This window comes from Streptomyces sp. NPDC006314, from assembly GCF_040613075.1.
GTDB lineage: Bacteria > Actinomycetota > Actinomycetes > Streptomycetales > Streptomycetaceae > Streptomyces.
Window position 1 is genome coordinate 380,354 of the sequence record NZ_JBEXRL010000005.1, and the last position, 25,867, is coordinate 406,220.

The 25,867-nt window shown below is 72.7% G+C and carries 22 protein-coding genes and 2 pseudogenes; 18 read left to right on the forward strand and 6 right to left on the reverse strand.

Annotated elements, in window-relative coordinates; genetic code table 11:
* Window positions 1–25 precede the first annotated feature (25 nt).
* Window positions 26–2,173, forward strand: coding sequence for a primosomal protein N' (locus ABZ079_RS12165; RefSeq protein ID WP_356939313.1), 2,148 nt, complete (start codon window positions 26–28; stop codon window positions 2,171–2,173).
* A 171-nt stretch (window positions 2,174–2,344) separates the two neighbouring features.
* Here ABZ079_RS12165 and ABZ079_RS12170 read toward each other — a convergent pair whose 3' ends face one another.
* A complete protein-coding gene (locus tag ABZ079_RS12170) occupies window positions 2,345–2,887 on the reverse strand; it encodes a hypothetical protein (RefSeq protein ID WP_356939314.1) in 543 nt (180 codons plus the stop codon).
* Between the two features lie 304 nt (window positions 2,888–3,191).
* Between ABZ079_RS12170 and fmt the strand changes: the two genes are divergently transcribed.
* From fmt to ABZ079_RS12230, 12 genes are all read left to right on the forward strand, one after another.
* On the forward strand, window positions 3,192–4,124 hold the full coding sequence (gene fmt / locus ABZ079_RS12175; protein ID WP_356939315.1) for a methionyl-tRNA formyltransferase: 933 nt from the start codon (window positions 3,192–3,194) through the stop codon (window positions 4,122–4,124).
* Between the two features lie 380 nt (window positions 4,125–4,504).
* A complete protein-coding gene (locus tag ABZ079_RS12180; RefSeq protein ID WP_356939316.1) occupies window positions 4,505–5,923 on the forward strand; it encodes a transcription antitermination factor NusB in 1,419 nt (472 codons plus the stop codon).
* Between the two features lie 150 nt (window positions 5,924–6,073).
* Entirely contained in the window at window positions 6,074–6,760 is a 687-nt protein-coding gene (rpe, locus tag ABZ079_RS12185) for a ribulose-phosphate 3-epimerase (protein ID WP_356939317.1), read from the forward strand.
* Window positions 6,761–6,850: 90 nt separating this feature from the next.
* Entirely contained in the window at window positions 6,851–7,894 is a 1,044-nt protein-coding gene (locus ABZ079_RS12190) for a sugar-binding domain-containing protein (RefSeq protein ID WP_356939318.1), read from the forward strand.
* Window positions 7,895–7,954: 60 nt separating this feature from the next.
* Window positions 7,955–8,362, forward strand: a complete 408-nt coding sequence (locus tag ABZ079_RS12195) for a ribonuclease domain-containing protein (RefSeq protein WP_356939319.1) — start codon at window positions 7,955–7,957, stop codon at window positions 8,360–8,362.
* Complete coding sequence (locus tag ABZ079_RS12200) at window positions 8,359–8,688, forward strand: barstar family protein (RefSeq protein ID WP_356939320.1); 330 nt, start codon at window positions 8,359–8,361, stop codon at window positions 8,686–8,688. The genes ABZ079_RS12195 and ABZ079_RS12200 overlap by 4 nt, the downstream gene beginning before the upstream one ends.
* Before the next feature lie 132 nt (window positions 8,689–8,820).
* A complete protein-coding gene (locus ABZ079_RS12205; protein ID WP_356939321.1) occupies window positions 8,821–10,263 on the forward strand; it encodes a GuaB1 family IMP dehydrogenase-related protein in 1,443 nt (480 codons plus the stop codon).
* Window positions 10,264–10,629: 366 nt separating this feature from the next.
* Window positions 10,630–12,120 carry an amino acid permease gene (locus ABZ079_RS12210; protein WP_356939322.1) on the forward strand — a complete coding sequence of 497 codons (1,491 nt, stop codon included), beginning with the start codon at window positions 10,630–10,632 and terminating at the stop codon, window positions 12,118–12,120.
* Between the two features lie 27 nt (window positions 12,121–12,147).
* The gene (locus tag ABZ079_RS12215; protein ID WP_356939323.1) at window positions 12,148–12,600 is read left to right on the forward strand and encodes an Lrp/AsnC family transcriptional regulator; all 453 of its coding nucleotides are present in this window, start codon (window positions 12,148–12,150) and stop codon (window positions 12,598–12,600) included.
* Between the two features lie 652 nt (window positions 12,601–13,252).
* Entirely contained in the window at window positions 13,253–15,907 is a 2,655-nt protein-coding gene (locus ABZ079_RS12220; RefSeq protein WP_356939324.1) for a nitrate- and nitrite sensing domain-containing protein, read from the forward strand.
* On the forward strand, window positions 15,897–16,334 hold the full coding sequence (locus tag ABZ079_RS12225) for a roadblock/LC7 domain-containing protein (RefSeq protein ID WP_356939415.1): 438 nt from the start codon (window positions 15,897–15,899) through the stop codon (window positions 16,332–16,334). Before ABZ079_RS12220 ends, ABZ079_RS12225 begins: the two co-directional genes overlap by 11 nt.
* 7 nt (window positions 16,335–16,341) lie before the next feature.
* Window positions 16,342–16,722: a DUF742 domain-containing protein gene (locus tag ABZ079_RS12230; RefSeq protein WP_356939325.1), complete on the forward strand. Its 381-nt coding sequence runs from the start codon at window positions 16,342–16,344 to the stop codon at window positions 16,720–16,722.
* A gap of 125 nt (window positions 16,723–16,847) precedes the next feature.
* On the opposite strand, the gene ABZ079_RS12235 is transcribed toward ABZ079_RS12230, so the two are convergent.
* Window positions 16,848–17,399: a Repetin gene (locus ABZ079_RS12235; protein WP_356939326.1), complete on the reverse strand. Its 552-nt coding sequence runs from the start codon at window positions 17,397–17,399 to the stop codon at window positions 16,848–16,850.
* Between the two features lie 304 nt (window positions 17,400–17,703).
* Here ABZ079_RS12235 and ABZ079_RS12240 point away from each other — a divergent pair, with 304 nt between their 5' ends.
* Entirely contained in the window at window positions 17,704–18,492 is a 789-nt protein-coding gene (locus ABZ079_RS12240) for a carbon-nitrogen hydrolase family protein (protein ID WP_356939327.1), read from the forward strand.
* Window positions 18,493–18,545: 53 nt separating this feature from the next.
* A complete protein-coding gene (locus ABZ079_RS12245) occupies window positions 18,546–20,243 on the forward strand; it encodes an NAD(P)/FAD-dependent oxidoreductase (protein ID WP_356939328.1) in 1,698 nt (565 codons plus the stop codon).
* Between the two features lie 34 nt (window positions 20,244–20,277).
* On the opposite strand, the gene ABZ079_RS12250 is transcribed toward ABZ079_RS12245, so the two are convergent.
* Complete coding sequence (locus ABZ079_RS12250; protein ID WP_356939329.1) at window positions 20,278–21,210, reverse strand: LLM class F420-dependent oxidoreductase; 933 nt, start codon at window positions 21,208–21,210, stop codon at window positions 20,278–20,280.
* 94 nt (window positions 21,211–21,304) lie between these two features.
* On the reverse strand, window positions 21,305–21,991 hold the full coding sequence (locus ABZ079_RS12255) for a DUF5995 family protein (protein WP_356939330.1): 687 nt from the start codon (window positions 21,989–21,991) through the stop codon (window positions 21,305–21,307).
* Window positions 21,992–22,064: 73 nt separating this feature from the next.
* On the opposite strand from ABZ079_RS12255, the pseudogene ABZ079_RS12260 reads away from it, so the two are divergent.
* Window positions 22,065–22,217, forward strand: a pseudogene (locus ABZ079_RS12260) (glycoside hydrolase family 6 protein); the annotation flags it as partial.
* Here the strand turns inward: ABZ079_RS12260 and ABZ079_RS12265 are convergent.
* Window positions 22,184–23,575 carry a solute carrier family 23 protein gene (locus ABZ079_RS12265; protein ID WP_356939331.1) on the reverse strand — a complete coding sequence of 464 codons (1,392 nt, stop codon included), beginning with the start codon at window positions 23,573–23,575 and terminating at the stop codon, window positions 22,184–22,186. The pseudogene ABZ079_RS12260 and the gene ABZ079_RS12265 sit on opposite strands and share 34 nt — an antisense overlap.
* A gap of 247 nt (window positions 23,576–23,822) precedes the next feature.
* Here ABZ079_RS12265 and ABZ079_RS12270 point away from each other — a divergent pair.
* Window positions 23,823–24,043 (forward strand): annotated as a pseudogene (locus ABZ079_RS12270) (alginate lyase); the annotation flags it as partial.
* A 98-nt stretch (window positions 24,044–24,141) separates the two neighbouring features.
* The gene (locus tag ABZ079_RS12275) at window positions 24,142–24,600 is read left to right on the forward strand and encodes an acyl-CoA thioesterase (protein ID WP_356939332.1); all 459 of its coding nucleotides are present in this window, start codon (window positions 24,142–24,144) and stop codon (window positions 24,598–24,600) included.
* On the opposite strand, the gene ABZ079_RS12280 is transcribed toward ABZ079_RS12275, so the two are convergent.
* Entirely contained in the window at window positions 24,560–25,774 is a 1,215-nt protein-coding gene (locus tag ABZ079_RS12280; protein WP_356939333.1) for an MFS transporter, read from the reverse strand. The two genes, ABZ079_RS12275 and ABZ079_RS12280, sit on opposite strands and share 41 nt — an antisense overlap.
* Window positions 25,775–25,867 lie beyond the last annotated feature (93 nt).

Below are 25,867 nucleotides of genomic sequence, written 5' to 3' on the forward strand. Positions count from 1 at the left end.
GGTCCCGTTTGGTAAGAATGCAAGCGTGAGCGGCGAGAACGGAGTGGGGGGCGGCGGGGCCGAAGGCGCGCCGCCGGAGCAGCTCGCGCTCATCCGGGAGAGTGTGCGCAAGGCGAAGGCGCCGCGCGCCAAGCCGCGGACCTGGCGGGGGGCCGCGCTCGCCAAGGAGCTGCCCGTCGCGCGGGTGCTGGTGGACAAGGGCGTGCTGCACCTCGACCGGTACTTCGACTACGCGGTGCCCGAGGAGCTGGACGAGCAGGCGCAGCCCGGAGTGCGGGTACGGGTGCGGTTCGGGGCGGGGCGCGGCCGGGTGCGCGAGGGGCGCCGGGAGGGCGGCGGGCTCATCGACGGCTTCCTCGTCGAGCGGCGCGCCGAGTCCGACTACGCCGGACCGCTGGCCGCACTGGCCCAGGTGGTGTCGCCGGAGCCGGTGCTGAGCGAGGAACTGCTCGGGCTCGCGCGGGCCGTCGCCGATCGGTATGCGGGGAGCCTTGCCGACGTCCTCCAGCTGGCCGTGCCCCCGCGCAGCGCGCGTGCCGAGCAGCGGCCGTCCCCCGCCCCGCTGCCGCCACCGAAGGCCCCGGACGCCGGGTCCTGGGCGCGGTACGAGCGCGGGGGTGCCTTCCTCGAGGCGCTCGCCACCGGAGGAGCCCCCCGGGCCGTGTGGAACGCGCTGCCCGGCCCGCTGTGGAGCGAGGAAGTCGCCCGGGCCGTAGCCGCCGCTCTCGCCTCGGGACGCGGCGCCCTTGTCGTCGTACCCGACGGGCGGGCCGCCGCGCGGGTCGACGCCGCGCTCACCGCGCTGCTCGGTGCGGGCCGGCATGTGCTGCTCACCGCCGACGCCGGGCCCGAGAAGCGGTACGCGCAGTGGCTCGCGGTGCGGCGGGGGGCCGTGGGCGCCGTCGTCGGGACGCGTGCCGCCATGTTCGCTCCCGTGCGCGACCTGGGGTTGGTCGCCATCTGGGACGACGGCGACGACAGCCACAGCGAGCAGCACGCGCCGCAGCCGCACGCGCGGGATGTACTGCTGCTGCGCGCCGCGCTGGACAAGTGCGCCTTCCTGCTGGGCGGGTTCGGCTGCACCGTGGAGGCGGCCCAGCTCGTCGAGAGCGGCTGGGCCCGGCCGCTGGCCGCCGGGCGGGAGCAGGTGCGGCAGGCCGCGCCCCTGGTGCGGACCGTGGGGGACGAGGACCTCGCGCGCGACGAGGCCGCCCGCGCCGCCCGGCTGCCCACGCTCGCCTGGCAGGCGGCCCGCGAGGGGCTGCGGCACGGTCCGGTACTGGTGCAGGTGCCCCGGCGCGGCTACGCGCCGCGTATGGCCTGCGCCCAGTGCCGGGCGCCCGCGCGCTGCCGGCACTGTTCCGGGCCGCTCCAGGGGCAGGACGGGGGCGTCGTGAGGTGCGGCTGGTGCGGTCGCGAGGAGGGCGCCTGGCACTGCCCGGAGTGCGGCGGCTTCCGGCTCCGTGCCCAGGTCGTGGGCGCGCGGCGGACCGCCGAGGAGCTGGGGCGGGCCTTTCCCGCCGTCCCGGTGCGCACCTCGGGGAGGGAACATGTGCTGGACACCGTGCCGGGCACACCCGCGCTGGTCGTGAGCACCCCGGGGGCCGAACCGGTCGCCGAGGGCGGCTACGCGGCGGCCCTGCTGCTGGATGGCTGGGCCATGCTCGTGCGGCCCGACCTGCGCGCCGGTGAGGACGCGCTGCGCCGGTGGATCGCGGCGGGTGCACTCGTACGGCCGCAGGGGCAAGGGGGGACGGTGGTCGTGGTGGCCGAGCCGACTCTGCGTCCCGTGCAGGCACTCGTGCGGTGGGACCCCGTCGGGCACGCGGTGCGGGAGCTGGCCGAGCGGGCCGAGCTGGGCTTCCCACCGGTGTCACGGATGGCGGCCGTGTCCGGCACACCCGCGGCCGTCGCCGAGTTCCTGGCGGCGGTCGAACTTCCGCCGGACGCCGAGGTGCTGGGGCCGGTGCCGGTGTCGCCCACGCTGCCCGGCCGGCCCCGCAGGCCCGGTGCGCCACCGCCGGGCGAACACTGGGAGCGGGCGCTCGTACGCGTACCGCCGGGCAGCGGGGCCGCTCTGGCCTCCGCCCTGAAGACCGCGCAGGCCGCTCGCATGGCGCGGGGCAACGGCGAGGCGGTGCGGGTGCGGATCGATCCGCCGGACATCGGCTGACGCCGATTTCTGCGGAGGCGGGTGCGTTGCGACGGCGGGTGTGTTCCGACGGGGCGTTCCGCCGGTCTCGCGGGGTGCGTGTTCCGTTGGTCTGACCAGGTGCGGCTGCCCTGTCGTGGCCAAGGCGCCCCGCCCTCCCGGGAACCCGCCGGGAGGGCAGGGCCGGGGCCGTCAGCCGTTGCGCGGACCCGGGAAGGCCGTCGGCCGGGCGTCTTCGCGCAGGACCGGGCTGCCCGCGGTCGGCTGGGTGGGCATGGAGCGGGCCGCGGGGACCGTCGGCACCGTGGGCAGCCCGGTGTTCACGTTGATCGTGCGGCTGCCGGACGGCTCCGTCGTCCGCTCCGGCTCGGCGGCCGCCTGGGCCGCGGCGCGGCGGGCGCCGTAACGGCGGTGCACCGCCTGCTTGGTGACTCCGAGCGCCGAGCCCACCGCGTCCCACGAGAAGCCGAGTGAACGGTCGAAGTCCACGGCGGCCGTGACCAGGGTTTCGACACTGTCCCGGAGTTCCTGGGCGAGGCGCACCGTGGGGGCGGGGGCGCGTCCGTAGACGACGAAGCCCGTGGACGGGCCGGAGCGGCGCGGGCGGTAGACGTTGCCCAACTGGGCGGTGAGCGTGCGCAGCGCGTCCACCTGCCGGCGGACCCGCTCGATGTCCCGCACCAGCAAGTGCAGGCTGGCCCGGGCCTGGGCGTCGGGGGTTGCGTGGTCGGCCATGAACAAGCCTCTCGAACCGGCGTGGAAAGGAATTGGGCCGTGATGGCGGCCCGATGTGGTCAACTTTCCCTTGACCAACGCGTCAACGCTCCGCTGGTCACGGGGTGGGGGCGTGCGGGCATGTGCGTACGCCGCCCTCCGGATCGCGCACCACCCGCTGTGAGGCAGGGGCCGGGACCGGGCGGACCGGTGGGCCGGGGGCGGGGAAACGTACAGGGCTGTTCGCCGTCTGCGGCTTTCCGTTCGTGGTCATAGACTGGTGCGCTGCCCGCCCAACCCCCGCCCGAGAGGCCCGATCCCGCCCATGAAGCTCGTCTTCGCCGGTACCCCCGAGGTCGCCGTTCCCGCTCTGGACGCTCTGATCGCCTCCGGGCGGCACGAGGTGGCCGCCGTCGTCACGCGGCCCGACGCGCCGGCCGGGCGCGGGCGCAGGCTGGTCGCGTCGCCCGTGGCCGAGCGGGCGGAGGAGGCCGGGATCGAGGTGCTGAAGCCGGTCAGGCCGCGGGAGCCCGAGTTCCTGGAGCGGCTCAAGGAGATCGCGCCCGACTGCTGCCCCGTCGTCGCCTACGGCGCTCTGCTGCCCAAGGCGGCCCTGGACATCCCGGCCCATGGCTGGGTCAACCTGCACTTCTCGCTACTGCCCGCCTGGCGTGGGGCCGCGCCGGTGCAGCACGCCGTCATGGCGGGCGACGAGATCACCGGTGCCTCCACCTTCCTCATCGAGGAGGGACTCGACTCCGGGCCGGTCTACGGGACCGTCACCGAGGAGATCCGGCCCACCGACACCAGCGGTGACCTGCTCACCCGGCTCGCCTTCGCCGGTGCCGGGCTGCTCGCCGCGACCATGGACGGCATCGAGGACGGCACCCTGAAGGCCGTGCCGCAGCCGTCCGAGGGCATCACCCTCGCGCCGAAGATCACCGTCGAGGACGCCCAGGTGCACTGGTCGGCGCCCGCGCTGCGGGTCGACCGGGTCGTGCGGGGCTGTACTCCGGCGCCCGGCGCCTGGACCGTCTTCCGCGGGGAGCGGCTCAAGCTCATCCAGGTCACGCCCGTGCCCGAGCGGACCGACCTCGCACCGGGACAGCTCGCGGTGGGCAAGAACAGCGTGCACGTGGGCACCGGCTCGTACGCCGTCGAGCTGCTCTGGGTGCAGGCCCAGGGCAAGAAGCCGATGCGCGCGGCCGACTGGGCGCGGGGCGTCCGGATCACGGAGAGCGAGACGCTCGGCGGCTGAGTCCGTGTCCGGGCCGGCCGGTGACGACGGCCGGTCCGGACAGGGGCGACGGCTGAGGCCGCGGACCGCGGGGACGGCGGGGACGGCTGAGGCGATGGCCGGCGGGTGCGCCTCCCTCTCCCACCGACGCGGCCAACCGCGCGGGGCGGGCGCGACGAGGGACACCGGCCCCGGACGACGGGGGCCGGCCTCGGACGGTGAAAGTGGCCGTGACCCCGATGGCGGGGCGGCCGGGTCCCGGTCGGCGCGGGCGGCCGGCCCCGGGCGCGTTGCGGCGGACGAGCCCCGGGCGGCGCGGTGGCCCCGGACGGCCGGGGCCGCGGACTGCCGACGTAGGCTGGAGATCGCACCCCCTTCTTCACATCCGGAGCACCTTTTTCGTGAGCGAGCAGTCCCGGCGGCCCCGTAAGCCCGCCAAGCCCTACCGCCGTCCCCACAAGGACCCCGTCCGCATCCTGGCCTTCGAGGCGCTGCGCGCGGTCGACGAGCGGGACGCGTACGCCAACCTCGTGCTGCCGCCGCTGCTCAGGAAGGCGCGGGAGAAGGGCGACTTCGACGCCCGGGACGCCGCCCTCGCCACCGAGCTGGTGTACGGCACGCTGCGCCGGCAGGGCACCTACGACGCCGTCATCGGCGCCTGTGTCGACCGGCCGCTGCGCGAGGTCGACCCGCCGGTGCTCGATGTGCTGAGCCTGGGTGCGCACCAGCTGCTCGGGACGCGCATCCCGACGCATGCCGCCGTGTCGGCCTCGGTCGAGCTGGCGCGGGTGGTACTCGGGGACGGACGGGCCAAGTTCGTCAACGCGGTGCTGCGCAAGGTCGCGCAGGACGACCTCCAGGGGTGGATCGAGAAGGTCGCGCCGCCCTATGACGACGACCCCGAGGATCACCTCGCGGTCGTGCACTCGCACCCCCGCTGGGTCGTCTCCGCACTCTGGGACTCCCTCGGCGGCGGGCGTGCCGGCATCGAGGACCTGCTGGAGGCCGACAACGAGCGGCCCGAGGTGACGCTCGTCGCTCGGCCGGGCCGGGCCACCACCCAGGAACTGCTGCGTGAGGAGTCCGCCGTACCGGGACGCTGGTCGCCCTACGCCGTGCGGCTCGCCGAGGGTGGTGAGCCGGGCGCGGTCGAGGCCGTGCGCGAGGGGCGCGCCGGAGTGCAGGACGAGGGCAGTCAGCTGGTCGCCCTCGCGCTGGCGAACGCGCCCGTCGACGGACCCGACGAGAAGTGGCTCGACGGGTGCGCCGGGCCCGGAGGCAAGGCCGCGCTGCTGGCCGCCCTCGCCGCCGAGCGCGGGGCCGCGCTGCTCGCCTCGGAGAAGCAGCCGCACCGGGCCGGTCTGGTGGCCAAGGCACTGGCCGGGAACCCCGGGCCGTACCAGGTCATCGCGGCCGACGGGACCCGGCCGCCGTGGCGGCCCGGCACCTTCGACCGCGTGCTGATGGACGTGCCCTGCACCGGGCTCGGCGCGCTGCGCCGGCGGCCCGAGGCCCGCTGGCGGCGGCGCCCCGAGGACCTCGACAACTTCGCGTCGCTCCAGCGTTCCCTGCTGCGCACCGCGCTCGACTCCGTGCGGGTCGGCGGGGTCGTCGGCTACGCCACCTGCTCGCCGCACCTCGCCGAGACCCGGGCGGTCGTCGCCGACGTGCTCAAGCAGCACCCGGGGACCGAGCTGATCGACGCCCGCCCGCTGCTGCCCGGCCTCCCCGCGCTCGGCGAGGGGCCGGACGTGCAGCTGTGGCCGCATCTGCACGGCACCGACGCGATGTACCTGGCGCTCATCCGCCGCACCGGCTGACCTCGGCAGACCTGCTGAGCTTCGCGGCCACGGGCCGGGTAGGCCCACCGCCGTCCACAGGCGGCCATATGCGGTCGTACACGTACGATGAACGGCCTCGCCTGTGGACCGGTGGGAACATCAGTGCCCCGGACATGGCAGGCTTGGGTCATGGCCGTGCAGATCAACCCCAGCATCCTGTCCGCCGACTTCGCCCGCCTCGCGGAGGAGGCCAAGGCGGTCCAGGGCGCCGACTGGCTCCATGTCGACGTCATGGACAACCACTTCGTCCCGAACCTGACGCTCGGTGTGCCGGTCGTGGAGTCCCTGGCCCGTGCGACGGACACCCCGCTGGACTGCCATCTGATGATCGAAGACCCCGACCGCTGGGCTCCCCGGTATGTGGAGGCGGGGGCCTCGTCGGTCACCTTCCACGTGGAGGCCGCCGCCGCCCCCGTGCGGCTCGCCCGGGAGATCCGCGCCAAGGGTGCCCGCGCCTCGATGGCGCTCAAGCCGGCGACGCCGATCGAGCCGTTCGAGGACCTGCTGCCGGAACTCGACATGCTACTGATCATGACGGTCGAGCCGGGCTTCGGCGGCCAGGCGTTCCTCGACATCATGCTGCCGAAGATCCGCCGCACCCGTGAGCTGATCAACAAGCACGGTCTCCAGCTCTGGCTGCAGGTCGACGGCGGTGTCTCGGCCTCGACGATCGAGCGGTGCGCGGACGCGGGAGCGGACGTGTTCGTCGCCGGCTCGGCCGTGTACGGGGCGACGGACCCGGCCGAGGCGGTCCGTGCACTGCGCAGCCAGGCGGAGACGTCCACCGCCAAGGCCTCGTGGGCATGCGACCACTGAGCCACAGCTAGATGAACGGTTAAGTGAACGGCGCCCATCAGGGCAGAGCAGTTGCGCCGAATCTGCAAGGATGAACGGCGAATCCAGAGTGTGAACAGCAGTGAGGAGATCGCCGTGTCGGGTATGTCGGCGGGCCGGTCAGCCATGCGGATGGGACCCGCTGAGCTGGTGCAGGCGGCGGCCATGGCCCGCCGCTTCTACCTCGAGGGCAAGTCCAAGATCCAGATCGCGGAGGAGTTCGGCGTCAGCCGCTTCAAGGTGGCCCGGGTCCTGGAAACGGCCCTCGAACGGGATCTCGTACGCATCGAGATCCGTGTGCCGGCCGAGCTGGACGCCGAGCGCTCAGACGCGCTCCGCGCCCGCTACGGCCTGAGGCACGCCGTCGTGGTCGAGTCCCCGGCCGACGCCGAGGAGACCCCCGACCCCGAGAACCTCGGCGAGGTCGCCGCCGACCTGCTCGGCGAACTCGTCAACGAGGGGGACGTGCTCGGCCTGGCCTGGGGCCGGTCCACCATCCACATGGCGGCGGCGCTCGACCGGCTGCCGCCGTGCACGGTGGTGCAGCTGACGGGCGTGTACGACGCCGGGACCTCGGAGCGTGGCTCGGTCGAGGCCGTGCGCCGTGCCGCCCAGGTGTCGGGCGGTGACGCCCACCCCATCTACGCGCCGATGCTGCTGCCGGACGCGGCCACCGCGGCCGCACTGCGCAACCAGACCGGGATCGCCCGGGCCTTCGAGTACTTCGACAAGGTCACGGTCGCCTGCGTCTCCATCGGTTCCTGGGAGCCGGGCATCTCCACGGTGCACGACATGCTCAGCGACGAGGAGCGCGCGCACTACGCCTCGCTCGGTGTCGCCGCCGAGATGGCCGCGCACCTGTTCGATGCCGAGGGGCGCCGGATCGGCCGGGACCTGGGGGAGCGGTGCATCACGGTCAAGGCCGACCAGCTGCGCCGTATCCCGGAGGTCGTGGCGATCGCCGGCGGGCAGCGCAAGGCGGCCGCGATCGACGCGGTGCTGCGCTCGGGGCTGGTCACCAGCCTGGTGACCGACACCTCCGCCGCGGACTACCTGATGACGGCGGGGCCCACGCCGAAGCCCGCCCTCAGCCGCTCGGACCCGGACGGCTCCTGACAGGGCATCCGGAGGGTCGTGGCGTCGTCCTGACGGGACGGCCGTGGCAGCATCGTCCGCATGCTGCCGCGGTTCGTCCCCCGTGCGCTCGCGGGACTGCTGGTCTGGCTCTGCGTCCTGCTGACCGGATGCTCGTCCCACCCAGGCACCGCCACCGTCCCGAGCGCGTCCACCCCCGCGTGGGCGAAGGGGATGGGCACCGTCGAGGAGTCCCGGCTCCCCGCCGAGGCCCGCAGGACGCTCACCCTCATCGACAAGGGCGGTCCCTACCCCTATGCCAGGGACGGGGCGGTCTTCGGGAACGTCGAGGGGCGTCTGCCCAAGCACCAGCGCGGCTACTACCACGAGTACACCGTGCGGACCCCCCGCTCCCGCGACCGCGGGGCCCGGCGCGTCATCACCGGACGGGGCGGGGAGACCTACTACACCGATGATCACTACGAGTCGTTCCGGGCGGTACTGAGATGAGCGAAGACCTGACGGGCCGCTTCCCGGTCGCGCTGGACCTCGACGGAGTCGGGGACAAGGCCGGACTGATGGACCGCGTCGCCCGGGCCCTCGCGCTCCCCGACTGGTTCGGCCGCAACTGGGACGCGCTGGCCGATTCGCTCTCCGACCAAACCGTCTGGCCCGAGGGCGCCGTCGAGCAGGGGCTGCTGATCGTCGTGCGGGGCTGGCAGGCGTACGCCGAGGCGCGCCCGGAGGAGTGGCGGACGGCGCAGGACGTGTTCACCGAGGCGGCGGACCGCACTCCCTCCCTCGCCGTCGTTCTGGCCCTTGGACGATCCTCCTAGCTGATCGGTGAGCACCCTGGAGGTTCTGTCGGGGCAGGACACCGGCAATGACATGGGAGAATGAAGTACGTGCTCTTTCCCCCTGGCACACCTGTCCGGGGGCCACCTCTGATCAACCGGGATGTGCAGCACGTGCGTTTTCTCAATGACATCCAGCCCGCGTACGACCTGACGTACGACGACGTGTTCATGGTGCCGAGCCGCTCCGCGGTGGGCTCGCGTCAGGGCGTGGACCTCAGCTCGCCGGACGGCACGGGCACCACCATCCCGCTCGTCGTCGCCAACATGACCGCCGTCGCCGGCCGCCGCATGGCCGAGACGATGGCCCGCCGCGGCGGCCTGGTGGTCATCCCGCAGGACATCCCGATCGACGTCGTCACCGAGGTCGTCTCCTGGGTGAAGAGCCGCCACCTGGTGCTGGACACCCCGATCGTGCTGGCCCCGCACCAGACCGTCGCCGACGCCCTGGCGCTGCTGCCCAAGCGCGCCCACAACGCGGGTGTCGTCGTGGACGGGAACCAGCGGCCCGTCGGCGTCGTCACCGACGCGGACCTGACCGGCGTCGACCGCTTCACCCAGCTCGAAGTGGTCATGTCCAAGGACCTGCTGCTCCTCGACGCGGACATCGACCCGCGCGAGGCCTTCAACCGGCTGGACGCGGCCAACCGCCGCTATGCCCCGGCCGTCGACAAGGACGGCAAGCTCGCCGGCATCCTCACCCGCAAGGGCGCCCTGCGCGCCACGCTGTACACCCCGGCCGTCGACGCGCGGGGCAAGCTGCGCATCGCCGCGGCCGTCGGCATCAACGGCGACGTCGCGGGCAAGGCCAAGCAGCTGCTCGACGCGGGCGTGGACACGCTCGTCATCGACACCGCGCACGGCCACCAGGAGTCGATGATCAGTGCCATCAGGGTGGTGCGCGCCCTCGACCCGCAGGTGCCGATCGTCGCCGGCAACATCGTCTCCGCCGAGGGCGTCAAGGACCTCATCGACGCCGGCGCGGACATCATCAAGGTGGGCGTCGGCCCGGGCGGCATGTGCACCACCCGCATGATGACCGGCGTGGGCCGGCCCCAGTTCTCCGCGGTCCTGGAGTGCGCCGCCGAGGCCAAGAAGTACGGCAAGCACGTCTGGGCCGACGGCGGTGTCCGCCACCCGCGCGATGTGGCCATGGCCCTCGCCGCCGGCGCGTCCAACGTGATGGTCGGCTCCTGGTTCGCGGGCACGTACGAGTCGCCGGGTGACCTCCAGCACGACGTCAACGGCCGCGCCTACAAGGAGTCGTTCGGCATGGCCTCCGCGCGTGCCGTGGCCAACCGGACGTCGGACGAGTCCGCGTACGACCGCGCCCGCAAGGCACTGTTCGAGGAGGGCATCTCCACCTCCCGCATGTTCCTCGACCCGGCCCGCCCGGGCGTCGAGGACCTGATCGACTCGATCATCGCGGGCGTCCGCTCCTCCTGCACCTACGCCGGTGCCGGCTCTCTGGAGGAGTTCGCCGAGAAGGCCATCGTCGGCATCCAGAGCGCGGCCGGCTACGCCGAGGGCAAGCCGCTGCACGCCAGCTGGAACTGACCCGCAGGACCCCTTCCTCCGGCCCCCGTTGACCCCGCAGTCGGGAACATCGGGGGCCGTCGGCGTTCCCGGGGTCTCCGGCCTGCCTCCTCCGGGTCATGGGGGGGAGGAAAGGTGAGAAACGGGGCTTGTGGGGCCGCTGTGCAACGGTCGACAGCCCGTGCGCAACAAATAGGCATCCCGGCGCGAGGAACGCAATGATCATGCGGCTGTGTGCAAGGTTGCTGCATTACGCCCGTGAAGGCGTGCCCCGTAGGGTGCTCAGCTGTACGTAGCGTGGTGGGGACCCCGCTCGGATGGTTCCTGCCTCCCAGGGCTGCCACCGGTCCCCGTCCGCAATGACCGGCAGCGATAAGGAGCCAGCGAGTGCTCGACCAAGGCGCACCCCCGCAGAACCAGACAACGGCCGCCCCCGCGTCCCCGGGCGTCGCCGCGCGCCTGATGCGTCGCAAGCCCGTGGAACGCCTGGTCGCAGAGGGCGGGCAGGGCGAGGGAGGGCAGCTTCGCCGGTCCCTCGGGCTGTGGCAGCTGACCATGATCAGCATCGGTGCCACTCTCGGCACCGGTATCTTCGTCGTCCTCGGTGAGGCCGTCCCCAAGGCGGGGCCGGCCGTCACCCTCTCCTTCGTGATCGCCGGTCTCACCGCGCTGTTCTCGGCCCTGTCCTACGCCGAGCTGGCCGGCACCATCCCGGTCGCCGGTTCCTCGTACTCGTACGCATACGCAACGATGGGCGAGCTGATCGCCTGGGTCTGCGGCTGGTGTCTGCTGCTGGAGTACGGCGTCTCGGTCGCCGCCGTGGCCGTCGGCTGGGGCGAGTACCTCAACGAGCTGCTCAGCGGCACCATCGGCGTGACGATCCCGGACGCCCTGACCAACCCGCCCGGCGTCGACGGCGGCGTCTTCAACCTGCCCGCCCTGATCGTCGTGCTCCTCGCGATGGTGTTCCTGCTCGGCGGCGCCAAGGAGTCCGCACGGGCCAACACCATCATGGTGTGCGTGAAGATCGCCGCGCTGGTGCTCTTCTGCGCCATCGGCTTCATGGGCTTCAAGTCGGGCAACTACTCCCACTTCATGCCGCTCGGCATGGCCGGCGTCAGCGCGGCCGGCGCCACCCTGTTCTTCTCGTACATCGGCTTCGACGCCGCCTCCACCGCCGGTGAGGAGGCCAAGGACGCCCAGCGAGACCTGCCCCGCGCGATCATGCTGTCCCTGGTCATCGTGACCGCCCTGTACGTGCTGGTCGCGGCCGTCGCGGTCGGCGCCAAGCCGTGGCGGCAGTTCGAGAACTCCGAGGCCGCCCTCGCCCAGATCATGAAGGACGTCACCGGGCAGAGCTTCTGGGGCACCCTGCTGGCCTTCTGCGCCGTCATCGCCATCGCCAGCGTCGTCCTGACCGTGCTCTACGGCCAGACCCGCATCCTCTTCGCGATGTCCCGCGACGGCCTGGTGCCCAAGGTCTTCGCCAAGGTCCACCCGAAGACCGGCGCGCCGCGCGCCAACACGATCATCGTGTCCCTGTTCTGCGGTGTCCTCGCCGCCGCCATTCCGCTGGGTCAGCTGGCCGACGCCACCAGCATCGGCACGCTGTTCGCCTTCGCGCTGGTCAACGTGGCCGTGGTGGTGCTGCGCCGGACCCGCCCGGACATGAAGCGCACGTTCCGCGTCCCGCTGTCGCCGGTGCTGCCCGCGCTGGGCTTCGCCTTCTGCGTGTGGATGATGGGGAGTCTGTCCACCGTCACCTGGATCGTGTTCGGTGTCTGGATGGCCGTCGGGCTCGTGTTCTACTTCGTATACGGCTATCGCCGTTCCTGTCTCGCGACCGGTGAGGTCCTCGCGGTGACGGCAGAGAAGTGACCGAACCGAAGAAGTGAACGACCCCCTGTGCTGAACGATCTCGACGAACGCATCGTGCACGCCCTCGCCGAGGACGCCCGCCGCTCCTACGCGGACATCGGGCAGCTGGTCGGCCTGTCCGCGCCCGCGGTGAAGCGGCGCGTGGACCGGCTGCGCGCCACCGGAGCCATCACCGGGTTCACCGTCCGGGTGGACCCGGCGGCGCTCGGCTGGGAGACCGAGGGGTTCATCGAGATCCACTGCCGGCGCAACACCTCGCCGGAGACCATCCAGCGGGGTCTGGAGCGCTACCAGGAGGTCGTGGCCGCGTCGACCGTCACCGGCGACGCGGACGCGATCGTCCAGGTCTTCGCCTCCGACATGCGCCACTTCGAGCGAGTGCTGGAGCGCATCGCCGGCGAGCCGTTCGTGGAACGTACCAAGTCGGTGCTGGTGCTGTCGCCGCTGCTGCGGCGGTTCTCTTCCGGCGCGCCGGGTTAGGCCCGCGCCGCGCCCGCCGGCCGATGCTGGTCGGTCGCCGTCGGCCGGACCCCGGCTCGTCCGCCGGCCCTCGGCTCGCCCGGCGGCCGATGGTGGTCGGCATGCGGCGCACGGGGGCCGCCGGGATCCCGTACCGATCACCAGCCGGCGGTAGAGCCGCCCGGCCGGACCGGGGAAGACGGCCCGCGTCTCCGCGGGCACGTGCGTGAGGCCCGGGCCTTCCGGTTCGAGACGGAAGGTCAGGGCGTACGCCGGGAAGCGGTGCCGACCGGTGAGCCCGGGCTCCCGGCCCGGCTCGGCGGCGGACCCCGGAACCCGCGCACCGTGGAACTCACCTTCTGCGGACGCGGCCCCGACGCGGTGCGGTCCGCGCAGCCGGCGAGGCGGCGCCACACGGATCCGGTCGGTGACGGCTCCGTCCAGCACCTCGCCGATCGCCCGCCGGGCGGCGTCCGCGCCGGCCGTGACGACGGCCGTGGGCGTCTCCACGTACGGCAGCGGCACTGTCCTGACGTCCCCCACACGTTCCCCCTTTCCCGTTCCGCTGAGTGTGGTGACCCGGGGTTACCGCAGGTCACCATTGCGGCGGCGGTGGCCATCCCGTAGGTTGTGCCCGCACTTTCTACTGACTGGTAACACCGGCAGGTACTCCATGCGCTGGCCCCTCGGCCGTCCCACCACCGTCCGTGCGCGGATCGTGGCGCTCGCGCTCGCCCCGGCCCTCGCCCTGATGGTCCTGTGGAGCTTCGCCATGGTGTCCGTCACCGCCGAGCTGCGCGCGCTCATCCGGCTCCAGGGGGTGTACGAGGACTTCGGCACGCCCGTGGACACCGCGATCGGGCAGATCCAGATCGAGCGCCGGATGTCCGCCGCCTACCTGGGCGCCCGCCTCGACACCACCACCGCCGGGCAGCTGCTCGGGCAGCAGCGCCGTACCGACCGTGCCGTGGACGCCATGCGGCAGGCGATCCGGGACGGCGACCGGGACCGGCTCACGGTGCGGCAGCGGCAGGCCCTGGACACCATGGTCAGGGCCACCGGCATGCTGGAGGGACTGCGCGAGCGCGTGCTGTCCCGGGACATCAGCTGGGACCGGGCCGTCGACGGGTACGGCGCCCTCGTCGAACCCGGCTTCGACGTGCAGTCCACGCTCACCGCACTGCAGGCCGGACAGCTCGCCCGCGAGGCACAGGTCGTCATCGAGCTGGTCCGGGTACGGGAGTTCGTGTCCCGGGAGGACGCCCTGGTCGCCGGCGCCCGGGCGGCCGGCACGCTCACCGACCGGCAGTACGACAGCCTGACCGCGACCATCGAGGACCGGCGCGTCTTCGAGCGGACGTACGTACCGGACCTGCCCGCCGACTCCCGGGCCCTGTTCGAGCGCTTCCGGCAGGACGACCTGCACCGCTCACTGGTGCGGGGCGAGAACGCGCTGCTGAGGGCCGGCGCCACCGGGGCCGGGAGGGCCGTCGCGGCCGACACCTGGCGTTCGACCACCGACCGGGCCGTCAAGCGGTACATGCGGCTGTGCACCGAGTCCGCCGAGAACTCCGCCGCGCGCGGGCGGGCCTTCGCCTACCGGGAGCTGACCAAGGCGGCCGTCGTCGGCGCGGTCGGGCTGGCCGCCGTTGCCCTGTCCCTGTGGTTCGCGGTGCGCGGTGCACGGCGTGTCTCGCGACGCCTCGAGACCCTGCGGGACGCGGCCGACGTCCTGGCGAAACACCAGCTGCCGGACGTCATGGGCCGCTTGAGCGCCGGGGAGGAGGTGGACGCCGTCACCGAGGCACCGCCGCTCGCCGCCGACGAGGTACGCGACGACGAGATCGGGCAGGTCGGCCGGTCCTTCAACACCGCGCGCCTCGCCGCCGTCGAGGCCGCCGTCAAGCAGGCCACCTTGCGCCGGGGACTGTTCGCGGTCCTGCTCAACATCGCGCGGCGCAACCAGGCGCTGGTGCACCGGCAGCTGAAGCTCGTCGACACGCTGGAACGGCGCACCGAGGATCCGGACGTCCTGCGCGAGCTGTTCCGCATCGACCACCTGACCACGCGCATGCGCCGGCACGCGGAGAGCCTGATCATCCTCTCCGGCGCCGCGCCCGGCCGCCGCTGGCGCCGGCCGGTGCCCGTCGCGGACGTCGTCGCCTCGGCCGTCGGCGAGATCGAGGACTACGCGCGCGTGGTGGTGCCGCCGATGCGGGAGGTCGGCGTCGCGGCGGACGCGGTCGCCGACGTCGTCCACCTCGTCGCCGAACTGCTGGAGAACGCCACGGTGTTCTCGCCGCCGCACACCCAGGTCACCCTGCGCACCGGGCGGGTCGGCAGCGGCTTCGTCCTGGAGATCGACGACCGGGGTCTCGGCCTCGACGCCGACCGGCGCGCAGAGGCCCACCGCACCCTCACCGACCCCGACGCCTTCGACCCCACCCGCCACGACCGGCTCGGCCTGTACGTCGTCGGCCGCCTCGCCGCCCGGCACGGCATCGAGGTGAGCCTGCGCGACTCGCCGTACGGGGGGACGACAGCGGTGGTGCTGCTGCCGGAGAGCGTGCTCGCGGAGGTGGAGCCGGTGGGCGCCGGGACGGGGACACGGCAGGGAGCACGGCACGAGGCCACTGGCGTGCGGGAGCCGGGACGCGGGGTACGGACGGCTGCCGCCGGTGAGCGAGGGGCGGCAACCGGTGAGGGCGAGACGGCAACCGGTGTACGGGAGGCGCGCGAGATGCCTGCGCAGCGGCCCGCCGAAGAGGGCGCAAAAGTGCGGGAGTTGCCGTCGAGGAAGCGGACCGCTCCCGTCTCGGCGAGTCAGGAGCCGGCGCCGGAGTCGCCCCCCGGGGAACGGCCCGCACCCGCCCCCGCCCTGCCCATCCGGACCCGCCAGGCCTCCCTCGCCCGGGAGTTGCGTGATGAACCGGCACCGCGCGGGACCACGCCCGAGCGTGAGGCCGACGCCGAGGAGATGCGCGCGATCTTCGGCGCCTTCCAGCGCGGCCTCGACCGCGGCCGCAAGGGCCTGCCCACGACGGACCATGCGGTCCGCTCCCCGGCCGAAGCGACGGCCGACGCGGACGCTGCGGTCCGCTCCCCGGCCGATGCGACGGCTGACGCGGGGGTTGCGGCGCCCTGCCCGGCCGACACGACGACCCACGCGACCGCTGCGGCCACCCACGCGACCGGCGTGAGCACCCACGCCGACGACGCGACCGCTCCCGCCGACGACGCGACCGCTCCCGCCGACGGCGTGGCCACTCGCGCCGACCACACGATGACCCGCGCCGACGAAGGGACGGACACCGATGATGTCCGGTGACGATCAGACCCCCGAGCAGGCCGAGGCGCTCGACGGAGTACCCGGTACGGATCTCGGCTGGCTGCTGGACGACCTCGTGGCGCGTACCGGCCACGTCCGCCAGGCCGTGCTGCTCACCGCCGACGGCCTGCCGCTCAGCAGCTCGGACGGCATGCGCCGGCGGGACATCGAGCACCTGGCCGCCGTCTGCTCCGGCTTCCACGGTCTGGCCAGGTCGGCGGGGGAGCGGTTCGCCGCGGGCAGGGTGCGGCAGACCATGGTGATGCTGGACGACGCCTACCTCTTCATCACCCCGGCCGGGCACGGCAGCCGGCTCGCCGTGCTCAGCGAGGCCCGGACCGACGTCGGCCAGCTCGCCCACGAGATGGCCCTGCTCGTCCGCCGCCTCGGCCGCCACCTCGACGCCGCCGCCCGCACCAAGCCATGATCCCGCGGTGAGCGACGAGCACTGGTACGAGGACGAGAGCGGGCCGATGGTGCGCCCCTACACGGTGACCCGGGGCCGCACCCGGCCCGAGGGCCGGCACACCATCGACCTGATGTCCCGGGTCACCGCGCTGGAGCCGGACGAGCCGGTGCCCGCGGTCGATCGCGCGCGGGCCACCCTGCTCGATCTGGTCCGCCGTGGCCCCCGCCCCGTGGTCGAGCTGGCCGCGGACGCCGACCTGCCCCTGACCGTCGTCCGCGTCCTCCTCGGCGACCTGGCCGAGGCACGCCTGATCCGCATCGACGAGCCCTGCCGGGTGGTGACCAGCGGCCCGGCCGCCGATCCGGGGCTGCTGCGGGAGATCGTGGAGCGGCTGCGGCAGATCTAGCCCCCTCCGGAGCACTCCACCACTCCCGCTCGCTGCCCCTCGGCATCCACGTCCCGCCTTCGACGGTGCCGGTCCCGCCGTCCCCGTCGTTCCGGGCGTCACCGGCAAGGAGGCGAAGGGACCGCCTACGGCTTCGGTTGCCAGGGCACGACCTTGAAGTCGCCGGTGCCCTGCTTCACCTTCTCGAAGGGGGCCGAGGACAGGCACCGGGGCAAGTCCTTCGGTCCCATGCCGTGTTCCACCGCGGCCCAGCTGTACCCCAGCCGGTCGACGCCGCCGGTGTCGTGCACGGTGATGCCGACCCGGTGGCCCACGAACTCCGGATGGTTCGGTGAGGAGGCGGTGATCACCCCGGACACCACCGCCACCTTGCCGCCGGTCACCAGGCAGTCCACCTTCGCGCGCGACCATGCGCCGTCGCCGGCGCCGTAGTGGCTCCACTCGAAGGTCCCGGTCGCCTTGAGCGGGTCCGCTGCGTCCGCCAGATGCGCGTCGAAGGTGAACGTGATGTCGTCGCCGGCCGACCGGTACAGCTGGGCGGTGCCGGTCAGCGCGGCCCCCTCGCGCTGGGGAGGATGCACCGTGCCCCCCGAGGCCAGCGCCGCGCCGGCCGTACCGGCGGTGATCAGCAGGGCAACGGTGAACGAAACGGCGGCGATCTTCGTACGGCGCTTCATGACGGTCCTTTCCGCAGGTCAAGCGCGTGAAGTGAACGATCACCACTCTCCCGGGACCGCGGGTCTCGCACATCGCCCCGCAGGCGTCACCCCGTCTCCGCCGTCCGGTGGGGAACCCATCCGCGATCTGCGTCCCGGGGAGGAGGGGCACCGCTCCCGTGCGCGCGCAACGAATCGCCGCCGGACCCCCGCCGCACGCAACGATCGACGCACCGGCGCGCAACGGCTCCTTCTTGTCCGGCCGAGCGCGCCGACCGTACCTTTTTCATGGCCCCAAAACCCCCCGTTCCGGTGAGGATCACGCATGCGCACCGCCCTGCTCCAGAGCTCCGGCCGCCCCGGCTCCGTCGTCGAGAACCTCAAGGTCCTCGACGAGGCCGCGGGCCGTGCCGCCGCCGCGGGTGCCGCGCTGCTGGCCGCCCCGGAGATGTTCCTGACCGGGTACGCGATCGGCGACGACATCGCCCGCCTCGCCGAGCCCGCCGACGGCGACTCCGCCGACGCGATCGCCGAGACCGCCACCCGGCACGGGCTCGCCATCGCCTACGGCTACCCGGAGCGTGACGGCGAGACCGTCTACAACTCCGCCCAGCTGATCTCCGCCGACGGCACCCGGCTCGCGAACTACCGCAAGACCCACCTCTTCGGCTGCTTCGAGCGCGACCACTTCACGCCGGGCGAGCAGCCGGTCGTCCAGGCCGAGCTGAACGGTCTGACCGTGGGCCTGATGATCTGCTACGACGTCGAGTTCCCGGAGAACGTCCGGGCCCACGCCCTGGCCGGCACCGACCTCCTCGTCGTCCCGACCGCGCAGATGCACCCCTTCCAGTTCGTCGCCGAGTCGATGATCCCGGTGCGCGCCTTCGAGAACCAGATGTACGTCGCCTACGTCAACCGGGCCGGGCAGGAAGGCGAGTTCGAGTTCGTCGGCCTTTCCACCCTGGCGGGCCCCGACGGCGTCGCCCGCACCCGCGCCGGCCGCGCCCAGCAGCTGGTGATCGCCGACGCCGACCCCGCCTTCCTGGCCGCCTCCCGCGAGACCAACCCGTACCTGCGGGACCGCCGCCCCGGTCTGTACGGGTCCCTCGTCTGAGCCGCCGGCACAGCCTCCCCCCAGTTTCACCACGTGCAAGGAGTCCGTACCCCATGACGTCCACGGTGCCCAACGCCGTCGAGCACACCGACGAGCAGCAGCCGCCGATCACCATGTTCGGCCCGGACTTCCCCTACGCCTACGACGACTTCCTCGCCCACCCGGCGGGCCTCGGCCAGATCCCCGCGACCGAGCACGGCACCGAGGTCGCGGTCATCGGCGGCGGCCTGTCCGGCATCGTGGCGGCCTACGAGCTGATGAAGATGGGACTCAAGCCCGTCGTCTACGAGGCCGACCAGATCGGCGGCCGGCTGCGCACGGTCGGCTTCGAGGGCTGCGACGAGTCGCTGACCGCCGAGATGGGCGCGATGCGCTTCCCGCCGTCCTCCACCGCCCTCCAGCACTACATCGACCTGGTCGGGCTCGAGACGCGTCCCTTCCCGAACCCGCTGGCCGAGGCGACCCCGTCGACCGTCGTGGACCTCAAGGGCGAGTCGCACTACGCCGAGACGATCGACGACCTTCCCCAGGTGTACCGGGACGTCGCCGCCGCCTGGAACAAGTGCCTCGAAGAGGGCGCCGACTTCTCCGACATGAACCGCGCCATGCGTGAGCGGGACGTGCCGCGCATCCGCGAGATCTGGGCGAAGCTCGTCGAGAAGCTCGACAACCAGACCTTCTACGGCTTCCTCTGCGACTCCGAGGCCTTCAAGTCCTTCCGGCACCGCGAGATCTTCGGCCAGGTCGGCTTCGGCACCGGCGGCTGGGACACCGACTTCCCGAACTCCATCCTGGAGATCCTGCGCGTCGTCTACACCGAGGCCGACGACCACCACCGCGGCATCGTCGGCGGCTCCCAGCAGCTGCCGCTGCGCCTGTGGGAGCGCGAGCCGGAGAAGATCGTCCACTGGCCGTACGGGACCTCGCTGAAGTCCCTGCACGTGGACGGCGAGCCCCGCCCGGCCGTGACCCGGCTGCACCGCACCGCGGGCAACCAGATCACCGTGACCGACGCCAACGGTGACATCCGCACCTACAAGGCGGCGATCTTCACCGCCCAGTCCTGGATGCTGCTGTCCAAGATCGCCTGCGACGACTCGCTGTTCCCGATCGACCACTGGACGGCGATCGAGCGCACCCACTACATGGAGTCCTCGAAGCTCTTCGTGCCCGTGGACCGGCCGTTCTGGCTGGACAAGGACGAAGAGACCGGCCGGGACGTCATGTCGATGACGCTCACCGACCGCATGACCCGCGGCACCTACCTGCTGGACGACGGCCCGGACAAGCCCGCCGTCATCTGCCTGTCCTACACCTGGTGCGACGACAGCCTGAAGTGGCTGCCGCTGTCCGCGAACGAGCGGATGGAGGTCATGCTGAAGTCGCTCGGCGAGATCTACCCGAAGGTCGACATCCGCAAGCACATCATCGGCAACCCGGTGACCGTCTCCTGGGAGAACGAGCCCTACTTCATGGGTGCGTTCAAGGCCAACCTGCCGGGCCACTACCGCTATCAGCGGCGCCTGTTCACGCACTTCATGCAGGACCGGCTGCCCGAGGACAAGCGGGGTATCTTCCTCGCCGGCGACGACATCTCCTGGACGGCCGGCTGGGCCGAGGGCGCCGTCCAGACCGCGCTGAACGCGGTCTGGGGCGTCATGCACCACTTCGGCGGCGAGAGCGACGCGTCGAACCCGGGCCCGGGTGACGTCTACGACGAGATCGCGCCGGTGGAGCTTCCCGAGGACTGACCGGGAACAAGGACCGAAGCGCGGGCGGCCGGCCTCAGACTCCGGCCGCCCGCGCTTTCTCCAGCACCTCGGCCGCGATGTCCTTCAGTTCCTCCGCGTCCCGGGCGAGGCTCTGGAGGTCGACCATGATCTCCTCGAAGCCGATCTGCGCATGCGCGACCAGGTCCTCGATGGTCTGGTCCACTCTCGCCTGGAAGAGCCGCCGTCCGTCGCCCTCGTCCGCCCTGGGCAGGCGGTAGCTGTTCACCCGCAGGACCGTCTGGATCGGCTCCGTGCGGCCCCGCTCGTCCGCCAGTTCCCGCAACCGGCGCCACTGGGCGGCGATCAACTCCGGTTTCCCGATGTTCACCGGCAGCCAGCCGTCGGCGTGGTCCACGAGCCGCCGCCGGGCCCGCTCGTTGCCCGCGGCGAGCATGATCGGGATCGGCCGGGCCGGCTTGGGCCCGACGACCGCGGAGGCGATCTTGGTGATCGGCCCGTCGTGGACGACCGGATCCGGACCCCACACCTTCCGGCACACCGCGATGACCTCGTCCAGCACCGCGCCGCGCTTCTCGAAGGGCCGGACGCCCGAGGCCGCGTACTCGTCCAGGGACCAGCCCGTGCCGAAGCCCGCGATCACCCGGCCGCCGCTCGCCGCGTCCAGTGAGCCGAGCGCCTTGGCCAGCTGGAACGGCACGTGCAGCGGCGCCACCAGGACACTGGTGCCCAGCCGGACCCGCTCCGTGGCCGCGGCCGCCAGGGTGAGCGTGACCAGCGGGTCCGCCGTGTTCCGGTACTCGTCGGGCCAGGCCATGCCCTCGATGCCGTACAGGCCCTGCGTGGCCGGCTCCGGGTACAGGGCGCGCTCGAAGACCCACAGGCTGTCGTAGCCGATACGCTCGGCCGCCCGTGCCACGTCGGGCACGTCCTTGCCGAGTGCGTACTGCTGCATCTGGGGAAGACCGAGCCCGAGCCTGGTCGCCATACGGCTGCTCCTCTGCAATCGGATACACGGGATCAACGCAGGGTGATCACCGGCGAGTTCCGGAGGCCGCGCGGAGCGAGGAGATCACGCCACGTCAGTCGGCCAGGGGGGTCAGCAGCATCCGGCCGGCGAAGCCCACCGCCGCGTCCAGCCGCTCGGTGAACTCCTCGGCGACATCCTCGCATCGGCGCAGCGTCCACAGTGCCCGGGCCGCCGACCAGGTCGCGTCCCGGGCCCGCTCCAGGCTCCAGGAGCCCAGCAGATGCGTGAGCGGGTCGGCGATCTGGAGCAGGTCGGGGCCCGGCATCAGATCCTCTCGGATGCGCTCCTCCAGCGAGACGAGGAGGTCGCCCACGCGGTCGAACTCGTCCTCCAGATCGGCCGGTGCGCAGCCAAGCGTACGACAGGCGTCCACCACGGCGAGCGCCAGGTCGTGGCCGATGTGCGCGTTGATGCCGGCCAACGCGAACTGCAGAGGCCGTACTCCGGGATGGCGGCGCAGCTGGAACAGCGGCCGCCAGCAGGCGGGGGGACGGCGGTCCGCGGCCGCCGCGTCGACCGCGGCCAGATACCGCTCGGCGAACCGCACGTCCAGCGCGATCGCAGCCCGAGGATCGGTGAACTCCCCGCTGTCCAGGCGCCGGTCGACCTCCTCGGTGACGGCGAGGTAGACGCGGTTGAACACGGCGACCCCGTCCCGCTCGGGCAGAGCCGCTTCGAGCGCGCGCATCCGGGAGACGACCGCGTCGACGGGAGTGGGGAAGTGTTCCAACCGGGCCATGGGGGAAGGGTCCCAGCCCTGGGCCGACCGGCGTGCCGACCGGCCCGGCGCTTCGCCGGAACGGGGGAACGCAGGGCGGGCGCCGGCCCTGGCCACCGGCGAGGCGCGGATCGACGCCTGCCTGTGGGTGAAACCGCCGGGGGAGTCCGGCGGCCGCACGGGCCCGGCCGGGACGTTCAGTCCGTCGGACGCCTACGACCCGGCGCGCGGACCCTCCGCGTCGTAGCTGGACGTGCCCTCGTCCAGCAGCGGCGCCTGCTTCTTCAGATGGGCCGGGGCGAAGGCGCGCAGCGCGTGGTAGCCGGTGATGGCCACCAGGGTGCCGAGGGCGATGCCGCTGAGCGAGAAGGTGTCGGTGAACTGCATGGTCACGTTGCCGACGCCGATGATGATGCCCGCGGCGGCCGGCACCAGGTTCAGCGGGTTGCGCAGGTCCACCCTGGCGTTGAGCCAGATCTGGGCACCGAGCAGGCCGATCATGCCGTAGAGGATCACGGTGATGCCGCCGAGGACGCCGCCCGGGATCGCGGCCACGACCGCGCCGAACTTCGGGCAGATTCCGAAGAGCAGGGCGAAGCCGGCGGCCGCCCAGTAGGCGGCGGTGGAGTAGACGCGGGTCGCGGCCATCACGCCGATGTTCTCCGAGTAGGTGGTGTTCGGCGGGCCGCCCACCGCGGTGGACAGCATGGAGGCGACGCCGTCCGCCGAGATCGCCGTACCGAGCTTGTCGTCCAGCGGGTCGCCGGTCATCTCGCCGACCGCCTTGACGTGGCCCGCGTTCTCCGCCACCAGCGCGATCACGACCGGCAGCGCGACCAGGATCGCCGACCACTGGAAGGACGGCCCGTGGAAGGAGGGCAGACCGATCCAGTCGGCCTTGGACACGCCGGAGAGGTCGAGGCGCCAGTGGTCGGTGACCTTGCCGCTCGGGCTCATGGAGTGGATCCTGCCGAATATCCGGTCGAAGGCCCAGGAGACGCCGTACCCGAAGACCAGGCCCAGGAAGATCGCGATGCGCGACCAGAAGCCGCGCAGGCAGACGACCGCCAGACCGGTGAAGAGCATGACCAGCAAGGCCGTCCACTGGTCCTGCGGCCAGTACGTCGACGCGGTCACCGGGGCCAGGTTGAAGCCGATCAGCATGACGACCGCGCCGGTGACGATCGGCGGCATCGCGGCGTGGATGATCCGCGCGCCGAAGCGCTGCACAGCGAGCCCCACCAGGAACAGCACGGCACCGACGACGAGGACCGCGCCGGTCACGGTCGCGCTCGTACCGCCCTGCGCGCGGATGACGGCGGCCACGCCGACGAACGACAGGGAGCAGCCGAGGTAGCTCGGCACCCGGCCGCGGGTGGCGAGCAGGAAGATCACGGTCGCCACGCCCGACATCATGATCGCCAGGTTGGGGTCCAGGCCCATGAGTACGGGCGCCACGAAGGAGGCGCCGAACATCGCGACCACGTGCTGGGCGCCGAGGCCTACGGTACGGGGCCAGGAGAGCCGTTCGTCGGGGCGTACCACCGCTCCGGGCGCGGGGGTGCGCCCGTCACCGTGCAGCTTCCAGCGCACGCCGAGGTCCATGGTGGGGTTTCGCTTTCTCTGTACGTGAAGACGGTCCGCACCATTGTCACGGGTACCTGGAAGCTCTACGCTCGCCCGGCCCTGTTCATGAACTGCGTTCACATAGACGATCCGCCGTCGTGGTCGGAGTGCCCGAGGAGTGGAAGATCGCGCGCGGTCGTGCCGCTGGCCGCGGCGGTGACCTTCACAGCCGTGCCCGTCCCGTCCAGTCGCCCAGAGTGCCGCGGACGGCCGTCCTCGACGGAGCCAGGGACCGGACGGTCAGAGCCTGGTCAAGACGGCCGACCATCTACTGCCGGCCGCACCCGAGCCGGTCCACCGTCACGCGGCGATTGACGTCGGGCACGCGACCGCGGACGCCGGTGACCCGGCGGCGCGGGCGGCCGTGCCGAAGCTCCGGGCGCCGCCCGGGGGAACCTGTGGGCGCTGCGGCCCGCCGCCGAGCAGTCGGACTCGATAGCGGGCTGACCAGCCCCTTCCCGGCCGGGGTTCCTGAGCGGTCGCTTAGTATGGGGTGTGCCCGGGGGTGCGCCCGCCCCACTGCCCAGCGTTCAGGAGTCCCTGCCGTGACCGCCGAAGCGCCGACCGCCCCCGCCGTCTCCTACGGCCGGCTGATCCCCGTCACCGTCCACTTCGACGACCTCGACGCGCTCGGGCTCCTCCACAACGCCCGCTACCCGCTGATGGTCGAGCGCGCCTGGACCGAGCTTTGGAGCGAGCACGGCGTCCGCTTCGACGGCGACTGGGTGGCGGCCGGCGACGCCTGCAACGCGGTCAGGGAACTGCGGATCACCTACGAGGCACCGGTGACCCGCCCCGGCGCCTACGCCGTCCACCTCTGGCTGGATCGACTCGGCACCACCGGCCTGACCTACGGTTTCCGCTTCTGCTCGGCCGACGGGACGCAGACCTACGCGCAGGGCACCCGGGTGCTGGTCCGGCTGGACGCGACGAGCCTGCGCCCCGCGCCGTGGACCGACGCCTTCAGGGCCGTGGGTCGGGAACTGCTGCGGCCTGCGGACTGATCTCCTTCCGGCCGCCGCGTTCGGCGGTGCGCAGCACCCCGGCGAACACCGCGAGCCCACACGCCAGCGCCGTCACCACACAGAACGACACCATCAGGCTGGTCGCCTGCGCCACCCCGCCGATCAGGCTCGGCGCGATCAGTCCCGAGGTGTAGGTGATGGTCGCCACGCCCGCGATGGCCTGGCTCGGATTCGGCCCGGCGTGCCCGGCCGCGGCGAAGCACAGCGGTACCACCACCGCGATGCCGAGGCCCATCAGCGCGAATCCGCCCATCGCCGTGGCCGGGTGCCCGGCGAGGACGATCAGCAGCCCGCCCAGCCCGGCCAGGACTCCGCCGGCCCGGACCGTGCGGACCGCGCCGAAGCGGTTGACCACCGCGTCCCCCGCGATCCGGGCCACGGCCATCGTCAGCATGAAGCCGGTCGTCGAGGCCGCCGCCAGACCGGCGGAACTGCCCAGCCGGTCCCGCAGGAACACCGCCGACCAGTCCAGGCTCGCCCCTTCCGCGAACACCGCGCAGAACCCGACCGCGCCGATCAGCAGCGCGGAGCGGGGCGGGAGGGCGAAGCGCGGGGGCGGTTCCTCGTCCTCGGCGGGCTGCACATCGAGCACCCAGGTGCAGGCCAGCAGTCCGAGGACGGTGAGGGCGGCCGCGGCGAGGGCGTGGTGCAGGCGGGCGTCGGAGCCGAAGTGTGCGGCGAGCGTGCCCGCCGCCGAGCCGATGAGCGCGCCCGCGCTCCACATGCCGTGCAGTCCCGACATGATCGACTTCTCGAGCCGCCGCTCGATCTCGACACCCAGCGCGTTCATCGCGACGTCGGCCATGCCGGAGGTGGCGCCGTAGGTGAACATCGCCAGGCACAGGGTGTACAGGTTCGGCGCGAGGGACGGCAGGATCAGCGACAGGGTCCACAGTGTGAGCAGCCCGCGCAGGGCCGTACGACTGCCGGAACGGTGACTGATCCGGCCCGCCAGCGGCATCGCGCACGAGGCACCGAACGCCGTGAAGGCCAGCGCGAACCCCAGCTGGCCGGCGCTGAGCGAGGCGTGGTCCTGCACCCAGGGCACGCGGGTCGCGAAGGAGCCGGTCACGGCGCCGTGCACGGCGAACACGGCCGCCACGGCGTACCGGGCGCGCCGCGCCTCGTCGCGCGCGTAGCCCACGTCACTCATGTTCCAGTCCCTCCCCGGTAGTTCCCCGGACACGCCTGCTGAACGCGCCGCAAACTATCAGGGACCCTGCCTGATAGAAAGACGGTTTTACGG